This window comes from Pseudooctadecabacter sp., assembly GCF_965657175.1.
GTDB lineage: Bacteria > Pseudomonadota > Alphaproteobacteria > Rhodobacterales > Rhodobacteraceae > Octadecabacter.
The window spans coordinates 1-17,584 of the sequence record NZ_CBFHNH010000013.1; the positions used below are offsets into that span (position 1 = coordinate 1).

The following is a 17,584-nucleotide window of genomic DNA, read 5'->3' on the forward strand; positions in this document are numbered from 1 at the left end:
CCTTCTTCGGGCTGAACGCCGAAGGCGATGCGCGGCGCTACACCTTGGGTCAGTTCAACATGGCCCGTGATGAGAACGGGTCTGTCACAGGGCAACTGTCGGGGCGTTACGCGGTCGAATACGACGTGGATGACACGCTGAGCGCGGGCTACTTCGTGGGCTTGGGCTTCGGCAGCTCCGAATTGAATGGCACGTTCACAGGCGATGTATCGTCGGTCAACGCAACTGTCGGTGGCTTCGGCCTGAAACAGCTAGGCGAAAACCTGTTCCTGAGCGGCTACGGCGCGCTGGGCTACACCCAGTCCGACATTTCGATGACCAACGGCACGTTGGAACTGGATGGGACCTACGATTCCACCAACGTTTATGCGGGTATCAAGCTGGCGGGGACGGTTGCTATGGACGGTTTTGAGGTCCGGCCAACGGTCTCACTGGACTACGGGTCGTCCGACATCGGCGTGGCCGCGTTCGATGCCACAGCCTTTGGCCTGACGTCCATCGAAAGTGCGGACTTCGGTCGGGTGTCGGTCGCTGATTTGACCATCACGCCTGAAATCCACATTTCAATGGCCGAAGGCAGTGCAGTATTCGCGCCAAGTCTGGTCTGCCGCAGCGAAAGCGGGTCCTCGGGCACGACAGAGGCCTGCGGCTACGGGTTGGGGGTCAACTACACCTCCGAGGATGACCGCTTCTCGATCGGGTTCAATTACAAGAACGTTGAAGGGGACGAAGACATCTCGATCAACGCGCTGTATGAACTTGAGTTCTAGGGTAGGCCCCATAGAGCAACCAAAAAGGCCGCCGCAGAACACTGCGGCGGCCTTTTGCTGTTCAAGGTTTTGAAGTGGCCTAGGCCAGACTTGGCAGCCACAACACAATGGCGGGGAAGGCCACCAGCAGGGCAATGGTGATCCCGTCCGCAATGAAGAACGGTGTCACACCTTTGAACACGTCCTGTACGGACAGGTCATCGCGCACACCTGCCACCACAAAACAGTTCAATCCGATGGGCGGGGTGATCAAACAGAACTCCGCCATTTTGACCACCAGAATACCGAACCAGATGGCGGACATGGGACCAGACATCCCGAAGGTGCTGTCGGCTGCGGCCACATCCGCCCCACCATTCAGCGCCATGACAGCCGGATAAACCACAGGCAGGGTCAACAGCAGCATCCCGATGGCGTCCATGAACATCCCCAAGACGGCATAGGCCAACAGGATAAAGATCAGGATCAACATCGGCTCCATCGTCAGCGATGTAATCCAGTCTGAGAATGCGGAGGGCAGATCAGCAAAGCCAAGGAACCGCACATAGATCAGCACGCCCCAGATGATCGTGAAGATCATCACGCTCAACTTCGCGGTCTCAATCAACGCGTCTTTCAGCTGCGTCCAGCGCATCCCTTGGTAAAGCGCCATCAGGAACACCACGAAAGCACCAATCGCCCCGCCTTCGGTCGGCGTGCCCCATGCGTCGCCGCCGAAGGGGTTGTAGACAAAGCCGATGATCGTCAGGACAACGAAGACAATCGGCAGGGCAGGCGGTAAGGACACGAGCCGTTCTTTCCACGTGAACCCGCGCACCGGTGGTCCGATGTTTTTGAACACCGCCGCCATGCCGATGATCAGACCGGCGTAGATGATCGCTGAAAACGCGCCGGGGATGAACCCCGCCAGCAGCAGTTTGCCCACGTCCTGTTCCACGATGATCGCATAGATCACCAAGATCGCAGAGGGCGGGATCAACGACGCCAAGGTGCCGCCTGCGGCCACAACGCCCGCCGCGAACTGCTTGTTATAGCCAATCGCCAGCATCTCGGGGATGGCAATGCGTGCAAAGACAGCCGATGTGGCCACCGATGCGCCTGATACGGCGGCAAAGCCCGCCGTGGCAAAGACGGTGGACACCGCCAAGCCGCCCGGCACCCAAGCGATCCAACGTTTGGCAGCCTCAAACAGGGCTTTTGTCAGGCCCGCGTAATAGGCCAGATAGCCAATCAGGATGAAGGTCGGGATCAGCGACAGCGCCTGTGACGACACTTTCGAATGGGGCACTTGCCCCGCCGTTTTTGCAGCGACGCCAATGGCCCAGCCCAGATCATCAAAGCCGTAATCCTTCTTGGCCCAGAATATCCAGACCAACCCGATGAGGCCCGCCAAACCGGCGGCAAAGGCCACGCGCATGCCCAGCACCACAAGCACCAACATGCCACCCGTGACCCACAGTCCAATATCAATCGGTTCCATCAGTTATCATCCAGTTGTTCGGCTTCCATGCGCGCCTGTGTGGCGGCATCGGCAATCAAGGGAACGGCAATGGCGTGGCCGGTGACAATCGCGCGTCCGTAGGCCCAGACCTGCAACAAAAGGCGCAGGACCAAGACGCTGAACGCCAAGGGCGCCAGCAGTTTGGACGGCCAGATCGGCAGGGCAATATCCATGGAACTGTCGCGGCTCCACATGGGGGCAGCCCAATCAAACGACCGCTGGAAATGCGCCCATGTGCCCCAGACCAACATCACCATCAGCAGCAATACCGCCAAGGTTGTGATCAGTTCTACGATATAAAGTGTTCGCCCCCGCAGTTTGCCGACGACAATATCCATGCGGATATGGCCGCCTTCCCGCATCACATAGGAAATGCCCATGAACGCGATCAACGGCATGGCCTGTTCGATCCAGTCGACATAGCCGGGCAAGGGCTGGTTAAAGGCATTGCGGCCCGTCACGGACACGACGGCCAGCAACATCAACGAAAAAACAGCCAGCCCGCTGATCAGCGCGAACCCCCGTTCAAGTCGCAATAGAATACGGTCTAATTTACTGAGTGTGCTGTCATCCGTCAGCACCAACGATGCAGTCGCCATTGTGCGGTCCCCCCTGCATATGAAATGCCCCGCGCCGGTCATCCGGCGCAGGGCGGTTCGCTTTAGGAGCCGTCGGCAATCATGCCGGTGACCATATCGTAAAGTTCTTGGGCAGGCAGGCCAGCGGCCGTGTTCTGCTCAATCCACGCTTGTGCGGCAGGGGCCGCAGCCGCCTCTTCAAAGGCTGCCAGTTCGTCATCCGAGAAGCTGATGCGTTCGATGCCGCGCTCTTCCAAGGCAGGGCCCCAAGCGTCCATTGTCGCGCCGTTGTAGTTGGCGATGTAATGGTCGAGGGCTTCGTCCACGGACCCCAGCAGGGCGTCGCGGTGCGCATCAGACAGGCCGTCCAGCGCGTCGGTGTTCACCACAACGGGGCAGTTCACCGTGCCGGGGTTCAGGTTTTCTGTCCACCAAGTGGCGTTCTTGATCGTGCCGAAGGACATATGCGCGTGTGGGGCAAAGCTGACGGCCTGGACAACGCCGCTGTCCATGGCCTGACGGACTTCGGTGGCGGACATGGATGTTGGCACAGCGCCGACAGTTTGCATCGCGGCGCCGATACCACCTGTGGCGCGGACGCTCATACCTTCGAAATCTGCCAAGGTGGCCGGAGCGTCGCCGGATCCTGCCAGATTGTACTGCGGCAGGGGCGATGGCATCAGCAAGGTTGCGTTCCAGCGGCCCAGATCGGCCACAGTCGCAGGGTGCTGGTAAACAGCCATGGACAAGGCCACCTCTTGTTCCAACGATGTCACGCCGAGGAACGGCAGTTCCAGCACGGTGATCGACGGGTTCTTGTCGCGGTGATAGCCCGCACAGAACTGCGCCATTTCAAACGCACCGATGGAAATCCCGTCAAGGTTTTCGCGGTTGTTGGACAGGCCGCCATAGCTGATGTTCAGCGTGAATTCGCCGCCTGTCTTTTCGCTGACCAATTCAGCCAGCTTTTCCACATGGGCTGTGAACGCACGTGGGGAACCCCAGAGCGAGACGTTCCATTCTTCCGCGACAGCTGTCGTGGCGCAGGCGGTTGCAAGGGCCGCAATGGCGGCACGGTTTAGATACTTCTTCATAGTGAGTCCTCCCAGAATCTATGTGGGGGTACTCTAGCCGCAAACGGCTACGTTTCGTCATGAAGAAAAACGCGAGGCGTTTTAGGGGCTGCCCTGCGGATTTCCGCAGGGGGCGTCGTTAGGGTCAAGGCCCTACAAAAGCGCGTCTTTATCGAGGCCCAGTTTGACGATCTTTTCGTTCAGCGTGCGCCGCCCGATCCCCAACGCCTCTGCCGCGTCATCCATCCGGCCCGCATGGGCCTGAATGGCCCTCGCGATCATCTGCCGTTCAAAGGCGGCGACAGCTTCGCGCAATCCAGGGCGGATCGGGGCCTCTGTTGCGTCACCGGTCAAGGCATCTTGCATCGTGCCGCCGCCCTGGCGGGCCATCAGCACACGCCGGTCCGCCACGTTGCGTAATTCGCGCACATTGCCGGGCCAGTCATGGGCCATTAGAACGGCCAGATCAGCCTCCGTCAGGTCGGGCACCGCTAAGTCATAGCCCGCCGCACTGTCCTGCAAAAACCGCAGCGCCAGAATGGGAACATCATCAAGCCGCGCCCGCAGGGGTGGGACGTGCAGGGTGAAGCCGCTTAGCCGGTAAAGCAAATCTGCCCGCAGACGTCCGTCGGACACAGCAGCACCCGTGTCCTCATTGGTGGCCGACAGGATGCGCAACGACACGGTTTCTGGCTTGCCTTGGCCCGTGGTCATCACTTCGCCCGCATCAATCAGGCGCAACAACATGGGTTGCAGATCGACCGGACAGGCGCAGATTTCATCCAGAAACAACGTGCCCCCATCCGCCGACCGCGCGATATGCGGCAGCTGGTCGGCGCTGATCTGTGCGGCGTTCACAGCCACAAATGGCATGTCGCCACGGGGCGACAAGTCATGCAGTGCGCGCGCCGCCAGATCCTTGCCCGCACCGGTTTCGCCGGTGATCAACACGGACGCATCCACATCGGCCATCAACACAATCGTGTCGCGCAGCCGGTGCACGTCCGGTGTGTCGCCCAACACGCGGCTGTCCAGCCCCGACATCTGCCGCAGCCGTCCCTTCAGCCGGTCATTGCTTTGCCGCATGCGGTGTTGGTCCGCCGCATGGGTCACGATCAAAAGCAGGCGTTTGGGGTCAAAGGGCTTTTCAACGAAACTATAGGCGCCGTTGTTCATCGCCTCGACCGCCGTGGGGATATCCCCATGGGCGGATATCAAAACGACGGGTGGGGCTGCCTCAAGCGATTTCAAAAGCTCGATCCCCGACAGATCGGGCATCCGCACGTCCGATAAAATCACATCGGGCTGGAACTGCGTGATCCAGCGGGTGGCCTCAGTGGCGCGGGCCAAGGGTTTCGCTGTCCAGCCTGCGGCCTCAATCAGATCGACCAGCGAATTTCGCATCATCCGGTCGTCATCGATAATCAAAACGCGGGGGGCGGTCATTTGGCTGTCCTCACATCTGTGCGGGGCAGGGTGACGTGGAACACAGCCCCCCCCGATGCGCGATCTTGCGCAGTGATTGTGCCGCCGTGATCGGTGACAATCCCCGCCGAAATCGTCAGGCCAAGTCCCATGCCCTGACCGCTTTCGCGGGTGGTGGCAAAGGGTTCGCGCAAATCATCAAGGGTCTGCCCGCGCAGCCCGTGACCAGTGTCAGCGACCTCAAACCACACGGCCTCCTGATCGCCGCCCATGGTGATGCCGACGTGCCGTTCAGACGCGCCGTCCACAGCATCCAGCGCATTGCGAATGAGGTTGGTCATCACCTGTTCGATCCGCAACTTGTTGGCGTAGACCATGACAGGGGCATCAGGCGGCGTATAGGCGACGGTGGCATCGCGCGCGGTGATCGCGGCCTCCACCAATTCCAACGCAGCTTCCATAGCGGAGCGCAGATCGAAATCGTCAAAACTGTCGCGCCCCTTGCGCGAAAAGAACTTCAACTGCCGCGTGATGTTTTCCATCCGCGCCACAAGCCCCTGCATCTTGTCATGCAGCGGCGTGGGGCCAACAGTCATCTCGGACGCAGCCAATTGGTTGCGCATGGCGGCGATGGGCTGGCCCAACTCGTGGGTCACTGATGACGCGAGCTGGCCCAAGGCCGCCAGACGGCCTGCGCGTTCCAATTCTTGTTGTGTCTTTTGCAGGCTCACCTCGGCGGCGCGGCGGTCGTCGATCTCAATCGCGAGGCGGGCATTCGCCTGCCGCAGCGCGCTCTCCTCCTGTTCCGATATCCGCAAAGCCGTGCGAATGCGGCGCACGCGGGCCACCTGAAACGCGCTGAAGGTGATCAACAGCACCGTCAGGAAGGCCCCCGTCGCCAGCCACGCCCGCGCCCGTGCGGCATCATCCGGCACAAAGAAATGCAGCGACCAGCCGTTTGGCAAATCGCCGGTTAGCAAATACAGCAACCGTTCATTGTCGATTGTGGCGGTCTGTGCGGCCACATCCAATGTCCCACCCAATGGCGTCAGCGCTTCCGCCCCGAACTGACGTTGCGCATCGATCCGCGCGCGCTGGGCTTGCGTCAGTGGCGCAAGCGTGCGGTAGCGCCACGCGGGGTCCGACGCCAACAAAACGACCCCGTCTGAGTTGGCGAGGATGATCCTCTCCCCCGAGGCCTGCCAGTTGTCCTGAACCTCGGACAGATCAATCTTGATCGCGATAACCCCTTGCGTGTCCGTCCCCGCAGGCCGCACGGCCATGGCATAGAAATAACCCGGTATGCCGGTGGTGGCGCCGATTCCGTAGAATTCACCCAAAGCACCGGTCAGCGCGGCCTGAAAATAGGGGCGGAACCCGTAGTTCTGCCCTTTGAAACTGGTCTGGGTGGCCGCGTTTGATGCAGCGATGGTCAGGCCGGTGTCATCCATAAGATACATCGCATCAAGACCCGCGCTTTGTGCAAATCGTGCCAGCCTGCGGTCCAATGCCGCCGTGGCACCCCCCGCAAGGGCCTGTGCCACCATGGGGTCAAGCGACAGCAAAAACGGCAGGTGGGCGAAGTGGCGCAGTTCACTTTCCAAAGTGCTGCGATACAGCGTTAGCCGCGCGGCGGCCCGATCGATTTCTTGTCCTTTGAAGTAGGAAAACGACGCCCAATGCAGCCCTGCTGCAAGGGCCAGAACAATCGCCAAAAAGGTCAGTTGAACCGCACGCATGTCCCCGAAGTGACGCGCCTTTTGCTGAAATGCAAGTCCGGGCTGCGCGCCCTAGTGACCAGACTTGCCCGTTTTGCGGCGCGCATCCGGCCCAAACTGGTCCCGTTGTGCCAGCGCTTTGGCGACGGCCTCAGCGGTGGTGCGCGCGCCCATCTTTTTGCGCAGATTGGCGCAATGCAAATCAATGGTGGCCACCGACAGGCCCAGCGCAAAAGCCATCCGGTCACGCCGAAGCCCCTTGGCCGCCAGAAACAGAACGTCCCATTCCCGCGGCGTCAAAATCTGCGGCGCGGGCACATCATCCAAGCCAGAGGCGAAGATCACAATCGTGGCCCCCATTCCGGGACGTGGCAAAATATGCAGGGTCAACGTCTTGTCCAGATCGTCCGAATAGACCTCCAACAGGCTAACCGCAGCATCCCTTTTGCGGCAGGCTTGCGTTAAGCAGGCCTCGGAAGACGACAGCGTGGGAACCTTCAGCAGGCCCTCCGGATCGATATGCAAAACGTCCGAACAGGTGGTCAAAAGATGCACGGCATCTTCACTGATTGAGACGATTTTGCCGCCCTCGCTCACGTGCAAAATGGCGGTCTGATGGGTCACGAGTGTCATAAGATCACGGTCTGGTGTAAAAATCTGGAGCATTGGAAAACCTGAAACCTCTCGGCTGTGTCCAATCCTCGCAAATGGGGGGCCTCTCCCTCGCCCCCCCAGATGGTGGGGGGGCAAAATTGTCCTGACCTGTACGTCAAGACAGGTGATTTTCCGGACCGTTTGGCGTAGCCTGTCCCCATGAACGTGTTTCGAAAAGCTAGGTCCCGTTTCACGGAAACGGTGCAAACCGGGCTGCCGCTTTGGCCCGGTGCGTCCGATGACGCGCTTGTGCTGCCCGACGCCGTGCATGAGGCCGACCGTTCTTTTATCGCACCGTCGGGGATTGCCCCTGTTTGGCGTCAATTTACGATGCCACAGGCGCCCGTCTTGTGGACACGCTGGACCCCACGGGGGCAGGTCCTTTTCCCGAACGTCTACCGGATTTCACCAGTCGTGAAACAGGTCCTGACCTGATCTATGCCGACGGTCAGCTGTTCTACCTTTACGACAATATGGACCGGTGGCCCTCAGCCCCGGCCAGCGTGCACAGCCTTGCCGTCCTGATTGACCGCGCATGGTTTGAACAGCACAGCGGCGCGTCCCTGACGCCCAGCGAATACCAGCTTGTGTCGCTTTTGCTGTGCGGTCGCGATCTGCGCGGGGCGGCTGGTATTGCGGGGGCCAGCTACGACACCAAACGCAAACAGCTGCGGCGGGTGATGGAAAAATTCGGCGTTCATGCGCAAACGGCGCTTGTGCGGTCGGTGACGCTCCACATCTCCGCGTACGTTCTGGATGCGATCATCCGCCCCGAACAACGCAACCCTGAAACCGTCCTCGCACAAGAGGTCTACGTCCGAGGTATCGTTATCCATTCCGTGTCCAACGGCGGTGCCGATGATGTGCCCATTTGGGAATTCGGCGCACGGCGGGGTCATCCGATCCTGTTTTTCCATTCGATGCTGGCCCCGATCATTTTCCCCCCCGACATGGTCAGAACATTGAAGGCGTTAAATCTGCTGGTGCTGATGATGCTGCGTCAGGCCCCGTCCGATCTGGCCACTGTGGATGAGGCCTTCGCCCAGCTGCGTCTGGCCGACTGGCTGCGCCTGATTGCCAACACCGCCGTGCGCGCCTCAATTGATGAGGTCGCGCACCTGCAATCCAACTGGGTGCAAGACATCTTCAAACTGGACCTGCCCATGCGGTTTATCCATGGGGACGATGACCCGCTTTGTCCGGTGGCAGACGGACAAGACATGGTCGCAGCCTTGCCCGGCGTGCCCTTCACACGGGTGCCAAACGCGGGCCATTTGATCCTTGGTCGAAAATCTTGAGGCAATCCTTGGCTCCCTCACCATTCCTCAAGAATCAAACGAAAACGTCACGCCGCAATCCGTGTAACGGGTTTGGTAAAGCGCGATGTTGGACCGGTGTTCGGTGTGACTGCACGTCAACTTCGGCACTGCACCGGCCACGCGGATCTGGCTGTTTGACGCAGACAGCCCCAGTTTGAAAATCTCATCCGTGCGGGCATAATCGACGGAGGCAAAATCGTGATCATAGCGGCGCAAGGCCAGCCGTGCCGTGGCCCCCAACCGCGTGGTGTCCGTGACCTGTCGTGTCACCCCCATATGGGCATTCGCACCCCAATAGCGCTGGTAGGAAAGCGCAGGCCGCATGTGTTCAACCCCACCACCCCACGACAGCCGCGTGCGGTCCGACAAAGGGCGCGACCAATCAAGATCAACGCTGGCAAAGCCCGCATCTCGTGCGTCTTGGTGAACGTAGTCGCGATATTCCAATTTGCCACGCAGGCCGCGCCGCATGTCGCCGTCATCCCACGGCCACGCCCCGCGCAGCCCATATCGCGTCGCATCGGGAAGGGAGGACGGCGGCCCGTCACGCCCGTCATGATGGGTGTGGGTCACATAAGCCCCAAAGCGGAACGTCTGGCCCTGGCGGCGGTCCACAACATCCACCCGCGCCGTGGCCGACATATGGCGAAGGTCCCGTTCGGCAAACCATTCGCGCGCCAAAAGGCCCGTCATCTCAACCGTGCGTCCTTCGGTGATCGGCAACCGGTAGGTCGCCCGGAATATCGACGTTCAGGCCAAAACCGCTGCGCGGCTGGCCGGCGTCCGTTATGTCAAAATGTCCGATGAGGGTCGTGAACTGCGCCGCACTGGTCGCGCGGGTGATGTTTGTGCTGGGCCGCAGGCTGACCCCTTCGCGCAGTCGCACCTGGGCGGTGCGCATGATCCGCGCCAAAGCTCTGTTGTAGGCGGCTGCGGCCTGCGCGTTGGGTGCCGTGCGGATCAAGCGGGTCAAGACAGCTTCGGCGCGGCGGATTTCGCCCGTCTGGGCCAATCGTTCCAAGGTGTGAATGCGCGATGCGGTGCGGTCCTCCGCGTGGGCGCCGGATGGGGCCCAAAAGGGCAAGCGCCACGCATATGAACACTAAAATCCGCAGCGCACACCGGCCCGCGCAGCACGGGATGAGGGCGGCGCGGGACCGTGCCATTATTCGGTGGCCACGAAGCCGCCGTCGACATCATCTGTGCCGCCGTCACTGACGTCCAACATGCTGCCCGTCACCTCACCTGCGACAGCCAGATCGCCATCGTTGTCGTAGAACCCACCGTCCATGGTCAGATCAAAGGTGAAATCATCGCCTTCGCTGACCAGCGTGCCATCCAGATCGGCGGTGAAATCGGTGCCTCAAATGGCGCCGTTGGTGACATCCATCGACCCGGCAAGGTTGCCGCCGTCCAACAGGTTGCCATCCCCGTCATAGGCCCCGAAATCGCTGGCTGTACCGGTCGCGGTGTCAGCGTCGAAATCCGCTGTGATCGTCAGGTTTCCGACCACTTCGACCTCTTGTTCTTCGTTGCTGACATCAATGCCCACAGCGCCAGTCATGGTGGCGGTGCTGGTGCGTGTGGATGTATCCACCTCGGCCAGGTCTCCGTTTGCGATGGCATCAAACAAAGCCAGTTCATCATCAAATTGCGCAAGGTCTGACGTGCCGGATGACCCGCACGCGGCCAAAGACACAGCGGCCACGCCCAAAAGGGCAAAAGTAGAAGGTGTTTTCATGGTTCGGAATGCCCCAAAATATGTGAAACCCCACAAGGTCGGGGGCGCCTTCAGGTGTTGCCCATTCTGTCGGGGGTGAGAACCTAGAGGAACTCTTAGGTCTGGGCGCGCCCCGCATCGGGTTTCGTGCTTGTCCCCACGCGCGAAAACTGGCCCAATAGCACCGCAAAAGAACCGGAGCCTGCCCATGCCCAAACGCCTTGCCCTTGTGGCCCATGACGCCAAGAAAGACGCCCTCGTGACATGGGCGAAGGCCAAGCGGTCCGACCTTGAGGGCTTTGATCTTTATGCCACGGGCACCACGGGCGGGCGGTTGGCGGATGACACGGGGCTGTCGGTGTCCAAACTTCTCAGCGGGCCCTATGGGGGCGACGCGCAGTTGGGTGCCATGATCGCGGAATGCACCCTTGATGGGTTGGTGTTTTTCATCGACCCGATGACAGCAGTTCCCCACGATGTGGATGTGAAATCACTGCTGCGGTTGGCGATTTTGTACGACACGCCGCTGGCCGTGAACGAAACCACCGCCGATGCGGTTCTGTTTGCGCTATGTGCGGGCGGGGCGGATGCAGATTGATCTGAACGCAGATCTGGGGGAGGGCTTTGGCGCGTGGTCCATGGGGGACGATGCCGCGATGTTACGCATCGTGACCTCGGCCAATGTGGCCTGCGGTGGACACGCCAGTGACCCCACAACGATGTGGCGCACGCTTGAGGCTGCGCGCGATGCGGGTGTGACCGTTGGCGCGCACCCTGGGTTCAATGACCCGATCGGGTTCGGGCGGCGGTTGATCCCGATGTCGTCTGCTGAAATTGCCGCCCTCGTGGCCGCGCAGATCGGCGCGTTGCAGGGGATCGCTGCACAGGTGGGCGTCACGGTGGCCTATGTCAAACCGCACGGGGCGCTGGGCAATCTGGCCGCCCGCGACCGCCCCGTGGCCGATGCGATTGCGCAGGCCGTCCAAGCGATTGATCCCGCGATGGCGATCCTCGCGATATCCGGCACGCAATCCGAAAAGGCCGCGCGGGATGCGGGGCAGCCGGTGTTTTCCGAGATCTTCGCGGATCGCGGCTACCTTGCGTCAGGCCAACTGGTGCCCCGCGACCAGCCGGGCGCCATGATCCACGACGCTGCCGAGGCCAGCGCACGGCTGCTGGCGTTCCTCGACACTGGCCTGATGCCCACCACCGACGGTGATCCGATCCCCCTCGCGGCGCAGTCGATCTGCGTGCATGGGGATGGCCCCACAGCGGTGGCCATGGCCACCGATATCCGCGCGCGCCTGACGGCGGCGGGGGTCACCCTGCGCGCCTTTGCTGGCAGCTAGCCCATGCAGCCCACGTTCAAACCGGTCGCCGATTTCGGCGTTCTTGTGACCTTTGCGCAGACGTTTTCGGACGCCGCACACGCCCAAATTCGCGCCCTTGATCGGGCGCTGAACGCAGACCTGCCCCAAGGCGTCCTTGAAACCGTGCCGGCCCTAGTGAACCTGATGGTGGTGTTTGACCCGCTGGTCACCGACCACATCGCCGTGCAAACCGCGGTGGAGGATCTTTTGCCGACCCTCAAACCCACCCAGTCCAACGGGGCGACCTGCACCATCGACGTCTGCTATGACGCACCCTTTGCCCCCGATTTGCCCGCCGTAGCCAAAGCTACCGGCCTCAGCATAGATGCTGTGATCGCAGCGCATCTGGCGGGGCAATACGACGTCCTGATGTTCGGTTTCGCGCCGGGTTACGGATATCTGGGTGGCGTCGATCAGGCCATTCAGGTCCCGCGCAAACCGAAAGCTGTGGCGGATGTGCCTGCGGGCGCTGTCATGATCGCGGACCGCCAGTGTCTGGTCACGACACTGACCATGCCCACGGGCTGGTCAATCATCGGGCGCTCCCCCACGCCCATTTTAACGGACGATCCAAACAGCCCCACGATTTTTGCCGTGGGGGATCGCGTCCAGTTCCGCCGCATCGGCGCTGATGCCTTCGCCAAGGCCAGCCATGTCTGACGCGACGCTTCGCATTCTACAGGCGGGCCCCTTGGTAAGCCTGCAAGATGCCGGTCGACGTGGCGGGTTGCGTTACGGCGTGTCGCCCTCTGGCCCCATGGATCGCGGGGCCTTTGCGGCGGCCAACGCCGCCCTTGGCAATCCGCAGGGCAGCACGGCGATTGAGGTGTCGCTGGGCGGCATCTCTCTGACCAGTGACACGCCTTTGACGTTGGCTGTGATAGGCGGGGGCTTTGTCTTTGACCTTGGGGGCGCGCGCCTGCACGCCCCACAGGTCCTCACGCTGGAGCCTGGTCAAATCCTGACGCTCAGGGGCGGTGCCGATGGTGCTTGGGCCTATATCGCTGTGGCCGGCACGATCGCGGCCCCGCGCTGGATGGGCAGTACCGCACGGCATTCCAAATCCGGTCTGGGCAGTGCGGCGGTCGCCACTCATAGCACCCTGCATATCCAATCCCCTGAAGTCCGGCCCGCCCGCATCGGCCCCTTACCGCCGCCGCCCGTTTCAACTGGCCCTGTCCGAGTGGTGCTTGGCCCACAAGACCAGTTCTTTGCACAGGACACGGTCGACCGTTTCCTGACCCAACCTTTCCGCCTTAGCCCCGCATCGGATCGCATGGGGCTGCGTCTTGACGGGCCGCCCCTGCCGCTGGCCGGTGCGCTTTCGATCCCGTCCGAACCCATTTTGCGCGGGTCGGTTCAAGTGGCCGGTGACGGGGTGCCCACGGTGTTGATGGCAGATCACCAATCCACGGGCGGCTATCCTAAGATTGCCACCGTAGTGTCCGGCGACACCGACCGTTTGGCGCAAATGCGCGCGGGGGAGGCAGTGCAGTTCTCCCCGGTGACCCCGTCACAGGCGCTGACCCTTACCCGCGACCACGCCCGACAGATGGCGGCCTATCTGGCCGACCTTGGGCGACCCCGTGGCACGTTGGCGGACCGTTTGATGCGCGAAAACCTGATCCATGTAGGGCCAAACGACCCCTTGGACGACACGCCGTGAAGACCCAGCCAAGGATGTAGACCGACCAAATGCGGCCAAGGTTCTCGTTTTGCCTGCAAAGTAGAAACTGCTGCCCAAGACACACGCAGAATCACTCATGAAAAAAGGCATTTGGCCCATCTATAAGGCCAATTTCGTGATCGCGATAAGTCCAGAAAAGATAAATGATTTGACGTCGCGTAGATTCCCTACCTAGGCTGGCAACGCGTAAAGCGGGGCTGCGTCATGCGGTCCATAAAAGTTGCCAAGCAACACGACAAATAACAGGGAAACACTTCATGATTAAGAAAACAACTTCCGCCATTGTGCTCGGCGCTGTTGCCGCACTCAGCGGCACGACAGCCATGGCCGATGGTCACGCGATCACCGTCGGTTACTTCCTTGAGTGGCCAATGCCATTCCAGTTCGCGAAAGTGAACGGCACCTACGAAGAAGCCCTCGGCATGGAAATCAACTGGGTGTCCTTCGACACCGGTACGGCGATGTCCGCCGCGATGGCCTCTGGCGATGTTCAGCTGTCCGTCTCTCAGGGTGTGCCTCCGTTCGTGGTTGCGACCTCTGCTGGTCAGGACCTTCAGATGCTCGACGTTGCTGTGTCCTACGCGGACAACGACAACTGCGTTGTGCGTTCTGATCTGGAAATCGACGCGGACAGCGCTGCCGATCTGGCAGGCTCCAAGGTTGCTGTTCCGCTGGGCACCGCCGCGCACTACGGCTTCCTGCGCCAGATGGACCACTTCGGTGTGGACCTCGCGTCGCTGGAAATCGTTGACATGGCCCCACCGGATTCCGCTGCTGCCATCGCACAGGGTTCCATCGACATGATGTGCGGCTGGGGCGGGTCCCTGCGTCGCGCGCTTGAGCACGGCAACACACTGTTGACCGGCGACGAGAAAACCGAACTTGGCATCCTCGTCTTCGACGTGACCTCCGGCCCGACTGATTGGGTTGCTGAGAACGAAGAAACTGTCGCCAAGTTCCTTGCTGTGACCGCCGAAGCAAACGCCATGTGGAACGAAGGGTCCATGAAGGACGAAATGCTGCCCGTGATCGCACAGGACGCTGGGATGGACCTTGAAGCCACCGAACAGACCCTCGCCACTTTCGTCTTCCCATCCGTGGAAGAGCAGTTGGGCGATGCATGGCTGGGCGCTGCGGCCCCATCCTTCCTGTCCGGCGTGGCAGATGTGTTCGTTGAATCCGGCTCCATCGAAGGCGCTCTGGACAGCTACGAAGGCAACATCAACACAGGTCCATTGGCATCCGCCGCTGACATGTAAATGACGATTGGAAAGAGGCCGCATCGGCGGCCTCTTTCACCCCAGGCACACCCTATCCACGAAATCACCAAACCTTAGCGGGGCCCCAATGTCCGGATTGGCCATCGACAATATTTCAATGCGTTTTGACCTGCCCAATGGCGGCCACGTTCAGGCGCTTCAGGATGTCACCCTCGACATCAAGCCCGGCGAAATCATGAGCGTCCTTGGCCCCTCGGGCTGTGGTAAAACCACGCTTTTGAACATCGTGGCAGGCTTTTTGGCCCCAACCGAAGGCGAAACCCGTGTGAACGATCACGTGGTCGAAGGCCCCGACGCAGAACGCGGCATGGTATTCCAGCAAGGCGCGCTGTTTGAATGGATGTCCGTCCGCGACAATGTGAGTTTTGGTCCCCGTATGGCCGGCAAGAAGAAAGCCGATTACAAACCCAATGTGGACCGCCTGTTGGACATCGTGGGTCTGCAGGATTTTAAGGAAAAGATGGTTTACGAGCTGTCGGGCGGGATGCAGCAACGTGTGGCTTTGGCCCGTTGTCTGGCCAACGACCCCGATGTGATCTTGATGGACGAACCGCTGGGCGCGCTGGATGCGCTGACCCGCGAAAAGATGCAATCGCTTGTGCTCAAGTTGTGGAAAGAGACGGGCAAGACGATCATCCTCATCACCCACTCGATTGATGAGGCGTTGCTGCTGGGCGAACGTGTGCTGGTCATGGCCCCGCGCCCCGGTCGCATCCACAAAGAATACCGCCTGCCGTTTGCGGAAATGGGCGTGAACGCCGACCTGCGTGAGGTCAAAGAGCACCCCCAATACGCCCCCACCCGTGAAGAGATCCTGACGATGATCTGGGACATGGAAGAGGAAATCATGGGCAGAACCGAGGAAGGGGCATAATCATGGCTGATACCGTCAACCTCATGTGTACCTTCGAACGTCTGGGTGAAACCCGCACTGAATTGCGCGCCTCCCCTGTGGCCGAAGGCCAGACCGTCGGTGAAAACTTCACCCCGCCGGAGGGCTGCGAGGTCGCCACCGGATGGGAAGTCTTCTCCGGCCAGATGGGTGTCCTCGGCTCCGAACTTTGGACCGAGACCCAGAACGTCTTTATCGCCGCACTTGGCGCCATCCCGTCCATTGCGCTTTATGTGGGGATCATCCTTGCGTTCATGTTCGCCTGGCGCGCGCTGAAAACCTTTTTGACGCCGACGCGGGATTACACATCGCTGAAAACCGTGACTTTCGGGGACGAAAGCGCCGTGCGGTCGATGTTGTCAGCCTCGATCATCTCAATCGTGTTAATCTTCGTGATCTGGGGGTCCTTCACCGGATCGTCCCTGATCCCGCGTTTCTTGCACTTGCCTGGCCCCTTCACCGGTGAGGCGTCCTTTACCTATACCGTCGAAGATGCTGCCGGAAACCGCGATGACGCCGAAGTCTTCGTACGGGTCCTGCCCGTGGGCGAAGACCCCGCCGAACAGCAGATTCCCGAAGGCGAGGGCACCGCGAAGAACGATGCGACCGACATTTCCGTCTACCGGTCCGGCATTGTGCGTTGGGACCGCAACGATGAGGTCGACCGCGATGCCGGCGCCCGTGTCGTGGCGATCAACGGTCAGGAATTCCAGTTCGACGCCGAAAACCGCGATGCGGACGGCAACCTGATCGACACCGCGCCGTCTTTCGATCTGGACTTTGGCCGTGTCGCGATCACCGACCGTGGCACCATCAACGTGGTGCCGGATCAGGGCTGGCAGATGCAGCCTCTCTATCTGCCTGCGCCAGAGGTTGTCTGGTCGTCCTTCATCAACATTGCCAAGTATGGCTACCAGAACGTCTATCTGACGGTTCATCTTGGATTTTCGTTGTTCCGCGTTGTCGTGGGCTTCTTGCTGGGCGCTTTGGTGGGCATTCCGCTGGGCTACGCCATGGGCCTGTCCAACTGGTTCCGTGGCTGGTTTGACCCCATCGTAGAATTCATGCGCCCTGTGCCGCCCTTAGCCCTGATCCCGCTGGTGATTATCTGGTTCGGCATCGGCGAGGTAGGCAAAATCTTCCTGCTGTTCCTTGCGGCCCTTTGGATCATGGCCATCGCTGCGCGATCTGGGGTGTCCGGCGTGCGGATCACCAAAGTGCACGCCGCCTATTCGCTGGGCGCGTCGAAATGGCAAATCCTGCGTCATGTGATCATCCCGAACTCCTTGCCGGAAATCTTCACCGGTGCTCGGGTCGCCATGGGTGTCTGCTGGGGCACGGTTGTGGCCGCTGAACTGGTGGCCGCCGAAGAAGGCATCGGTAAGATGATCACCACAGCGTCCAAATTCCAATCGACGGACATCATCCTGTTGGGCGTGATCATCATCGGCATCGTGGGCTTTGGCATCGACATGCTGATGCGCATGGCCGAACGCAGACTGGTCCCATGGAAGGGCAAAGGCTAGTCCGAGCTTTGCTCGGCAAAGGGTCCAGTGAACCCTTTGTAGCCTTTGCGGGCGGAGCCCCGGGGGACATG

Annotated in this window: 19 protein-coding genes; 9 read left to right on the plus strand and 10 right to left on the minus strand. The window is 60.8% G+C overall.

Annotated elements, in window-relative coordinates; all coding sequences use genetic code 11:
- On the plus strand, nt 1-770 hold a 770-nt coding region (locus tag ACTG36_RS11420; protein WP_439142398.1), incomplete at its 5' end, for an autotransporter domain-containing protein.
- 79 nt (nt 771-849) lie between these two features.
- Here the strand turns inward: ACTG36_RS11420 and ACTG36_RS11425 are convergent.
- The 6 genes from ACTG36_RS11425 to ACTG36_RS11450 form a co-directional block, all read right to left on the minus strand.
- Nucleotides 850-2,250, minus strand: coding sequence for a TRAP transporter large permease (locus ACTG36_RS11425; RefSeq protein WP_375280237.1), 1,401 nt, complete (start codon nt 2,248-2,250; stop codon nt 850-852).
- Nucleotides 2,250-2,870 (minus strand): TRAP transporter small permease subunit, encoded by a 621-nt coding sequence (locus ACTG36_RS11430; protein ID WP_375280238.1) that lies wholly within the window; start codon nt 2,868-2,870, stop codon nt 2,250-2,252. Before ACTG36_RS11430 ends, ACTG36_RS11425 begins: the two co-directional genes overlap by 1 nt.
- 62 nt (nt 2,871-2,932) lie before the next feature.
- Entirely contained in the window at nt 2,933-3,943 is a 1,011-nt protein-coding gene (gene dctP / locus ACTG36_RS11435) for a TRAP transporter substrate-binding protein DctP (RefSeq protein ID WP_439142401.1), read from the minus strand.
- A 132-nt stretch (nt 3,944-4,075) separates the two neighbouring features.
- Nucleotides 4,076-5,368, minus strand: coding sequence for a sigma-54-dependent transcriptional regulator (locus ACTG36_RS11440; RefSeq protein WP_375280240.1), 1,293 nt, complete (start codon nt 5,366-5,368; stop codon nt 4,076-4,078).
- A complete protein-coding gene (locus ACTG36_RS11445; protein ID WP_375280241.1) occupies nt 5,365-7,086 on the minus strand; it encodes a sensor histidine kinase in 1,722 nt (573 codons plus the stop codon). Before ACTG36_RS11445 ends, ACTG36_RS11440 begins: the two co-directional genes overlap by 4 nt.
- Before the next feature lie 51 nt (nt 7,087-7,137).
- Nucleotides 7,138-7,731 carry a response regulator transcription factor gene (locus ACTG36_RS11450; RefSeq protein WP_375280242.1) on the minus strand — a complete coding sequence of 198 codons (594 nt, stop codon included), beginning with the start codon at nt 7,729-7,731 and terminating at the stop codon, nt 7,138-7,140.
- Between the two features lie 302 nt (nt 7,732-8,033).
- On the opposite strand from ACTG36_RS11450, the gene ACTG36_RS11455 reads away from it, so the two are divergent.
- On the plus strand, nt 8,034-9,017 hold the full coding sequence (locus tag ACTG36_RS11455; RefSeq protein WP_375280243.1) for a hypothetical protein: 984 nt from the start codon (nt 8,034-8,036) through the stop codon (nt 9,015-9,017).
- A 27-nt stretch (nt 9,018-9,044) separates the two neighbouring features.
- Here ACTG36_RS11455 and ACTG36_RS11460 read toward each other — a convergent pair whose 3' ends face one another.
- From ACTG36_RS11460 to ACTG36_RS11475, 4 genes are all read right to left on the minus strand, one after another.
- Nucleotides 9,045-9,731, minus strand: coding sequence for a surface lipoprotein assembly modifier (locus tag ACTG36_RS11460; RefSeq protein ID WP_375280244.1), 687 nt, complete (start codon nt 9,729-9,731; stop codon nt 9,045-9,047).
- Between the two features lies 1 nt (nt 9,732).
- Nucleotides 9,733-10,122 (minus strand): hypothetical protein, encoded by a 390-nt coding sequence (locus ACTG36_RS11465; RefSeq protein ID WP_375280245.1) that lies wholly within the window; start codon nt 10,120-10,122, stop codon nt 9,733-9,735.
- A gap of 81 nt (nt 10,123-10,203) precedes the next feature.
- Nucleotides 10,204-10,329 carry a hypothetical protein gene (locus ACTG36_RS11470; RefSeq protein WP_375280246.1) on the minus strand — a complete coding sequence of 42 codons (126 nt, stop codon included), beginning with the start codon at nt 10,327-10,329 and terminating at the stop codon, nt 10,204-10,206.
- 72 nt (nt 10,330-10,401) lie between these two features.
- Nucleotides 10,402-10,779 (minus strand): hypothetical protein, encoded by a 378-nt coding sequence (locus ACTG36_RS11475; protein WP_375280247.1) that lies wholly within the window; start codon nt 10,777-10,779, stop codon nt 10,402-10,404.
- A gap of 187 nt (nt 10,780-10,966) precedes the next feature.
- Between ACTG36_RS11475 and ACTG36_RS11480 the strand changes: the two genes are divergently transcribed.
- The 7 genes from ACTG36_RS11480 to ACTG36_RS11510 all read left to right on the plus strand — a co-directional run bounded on the left by ACTG36_RS11480 (nt 10,967) and on the right by ACTG36_RS11510 (nt 17,513).
- The gene (locus ACTG36_RS11480; protein ID WP_375280248.1) at nt 10,967-11,356 is read left to right on the plus strand and encodes a methylglyoxal synthase; all 390 of its coding nucleotides are present in this window, start codon (nt 10,967-10,969) and stop codon (nt 11,354-11,356) included.
- Nucleotides 11,310-12,107, plus strand: coding sequence for a LamB/YcsF family protein (locus tag ACTG36_RS11485; RefSeq protein WP_375280249.1), 798 nt, complete (start codon nt 11,310-11,312; stop codon nt 12,105-12,107). Before ACTG36_RS11480 ends, ACTG36_RS11485 begins: the two co-directional genes overlap by 47 nt.
- 3 nt (nt 12,108-12,110) lie before the next feature.
- Nucleotides 12,111-12,788 (plus strand): 5-oxoprolinase subunit B family protein, encoded by a 678-nt coding sequence (locus tag ACTG36_RS11490; RefSeq protein ID WP_375280250.1) that lies wholly within the window; start codon nt 12,111-12,113, stop codon nt 12,786-12,788.
- Entirely contained in the window at nt 12,781-13,794 is a 1,014-nt protein-coding gene (locus ACTG36_RS11495) for a biotin-dependent carboxyltransferase family protein (RefSeq protein WP_375280251.1), read from the plus strand. Before ACTG36_RS11490 ends, ACTG36_RS11495 begins: the two co-directional genes overlap by 8 nt.
- 278 nt (nt 13,795-14,072) lie before the next feature.
- Nucleotides 14,073-15,074: a taurine ABC transporter substrate-binding protein gene (locus tag ACTG36_RS11500; RefSeq protein WP_375280252.1), complete on the plus strand. Its 1,002-nt coding sequence runs from the start codon at nt 14,073-14,075 to the stop codon at nt 15,072-15,074.
- Nucleotides 15,075-15,162: 88 nt separating this feature from the next.
- Nucleotides 15,163-15,969, plus strand: a complete 807-nt coding sequence (locus ACTG36_RS11505; protein WP_375280253.1) for an ABC transporter ATP-binding protein — start codon at nt 15,163-15,165, stop codon at nt 15,967-15,969.
- A 272-nt stretch (nt 15,970-16,241) separates the two neighbouring features.
- Complete coding sequence (locus ACTG36_RS11510) at nt 16,242-17,513, plus strand: ABC transporter permease subunit (protein ID WP_375280285.1); 1,272 nt, start codon at nt 16,242-16,244, stop codon at nt 17,511-17,513.
- Nucleotides 17,514-17,584 lie beyond the last annotated feature (71 nt).

Excerpts from the sequence above, each read along its gene's own strand:
- ACTG36_RS11425 (WP_375280237.1), bottom strand. The coding sequence starts at position 2,250 with ATGGAACCGATTGATATTGGACTGTGGGTCACGGGTGGCATGTTGGTG.
- ACTG36_RS11430 (WP_375280238.1), bottom strand. The coding sequence starts at position 2,870 with ATGGCGACTGCATCGTTGGTGCTGACGGATGACAGCACACTCAGTAAA.
- dctP (WP_439142401.1), bottom strand. The coding sequence starts at position 3,943 with ATGAAGAAGTATCTAAACCGTGCCGCCATTGCGGCCCTTGCAACCGCC.
- ACTG36_RS11440 (WP_375280240.1), bottom strand. The coding sequence starts at position 5,368 with ATGACCGCCCCCCGCGTTTTGATTATCGATGACGACCGGATGATGCGA.
- ACTG36_RS11445 (WP_375280241.1), bottom strand. The coding sequence starts at position 7,086 with ATGCGTGCGGTTCAACTGACCTTTTTGGCGATTGTTCTGGCCCTTGCA.
- ACTG36_RS11450 (WP_375280242.1), bottom strand. The coding sequence starts at position 7,731 with ATGCTCCAGATTTTTACACCAGACCGTGATCTTATGACACTCGTGACC.
- ACTG36_RS11460 (WP_375280244.1), bottom strand. The coding sequence starts at position 9,731 with ATGACGGGCCTTTTGGCGCGCGAATGGTTTGCCGAACGGGACCTTCGC.
- ACTG36_RS11470 (WP_375280246.1), bottom strand. The coding sequence starts at position 10,329 with ATGGACGGTGGGTTCTACGACAACGATGGCGATCTGGCTGTCGCAGGT.
- ACTG36_RS11475 (WP_375280247.1), bottom strand. The coding sequence starts at position 10,779 with ATGAAAACACCTTCTACTTTTGCCCTTTTGGGCGTGGCCGCTGTGTCT.
- ACTG36_RS11480 (WP_375280248.1), top strand. The coding sequence starts at position 10,967 with ATGCCCAAACGCCTTGCCCTTGTGGCCCATGACGCCAAGAAAGACGCC.
- ACTG36_RS11485 (WP_375280249.1), top strand. The coding sequence starts at position 11,310 with ATGCGGTTCTGTTTGCGCTATGTGCGGGCGGGGCGGATGCAGATTGAT.
- ACTG36_RS11490 (WP_375280250.1), top strand. The coding sequence starts at position 12,111 with ATGCAGCCCACGTTCAAACCGGTCGCCGATTTCGGCGTTCTTGTGACC.
- ACTG36_RS11495 (WP_375280251.1), top strand. The coding sequence starts at position 12,781 with ATGTCTGACGCGACGCTTCGCATTCTACAGGCGGGCCCCTTGGTAAGC.
- ACTG36_RS11500 (WP_375280252.1), top strand. The coding sequence starts at position 14,073 with ATGATTAAGAAAACAACTTCCGCCATTGTGCTCGGCGCTGTTGCCGCA.
- ACTG36_RS11505 (WP_375280253.1), top strand. The coding sequence starts at position 15,163 with ATGTCCGGATTGGCCATCGACAATATTTCAATGCGTTTTGACCTGCCC.
- ACTG36_RS11510 (WP_375280285.1), top strand. The coding sequence starts at position 16,242 with ATGTTCGCCTGGCGCGCGCTGAAAACCTTTTTGACGCCGACGCGGGAT.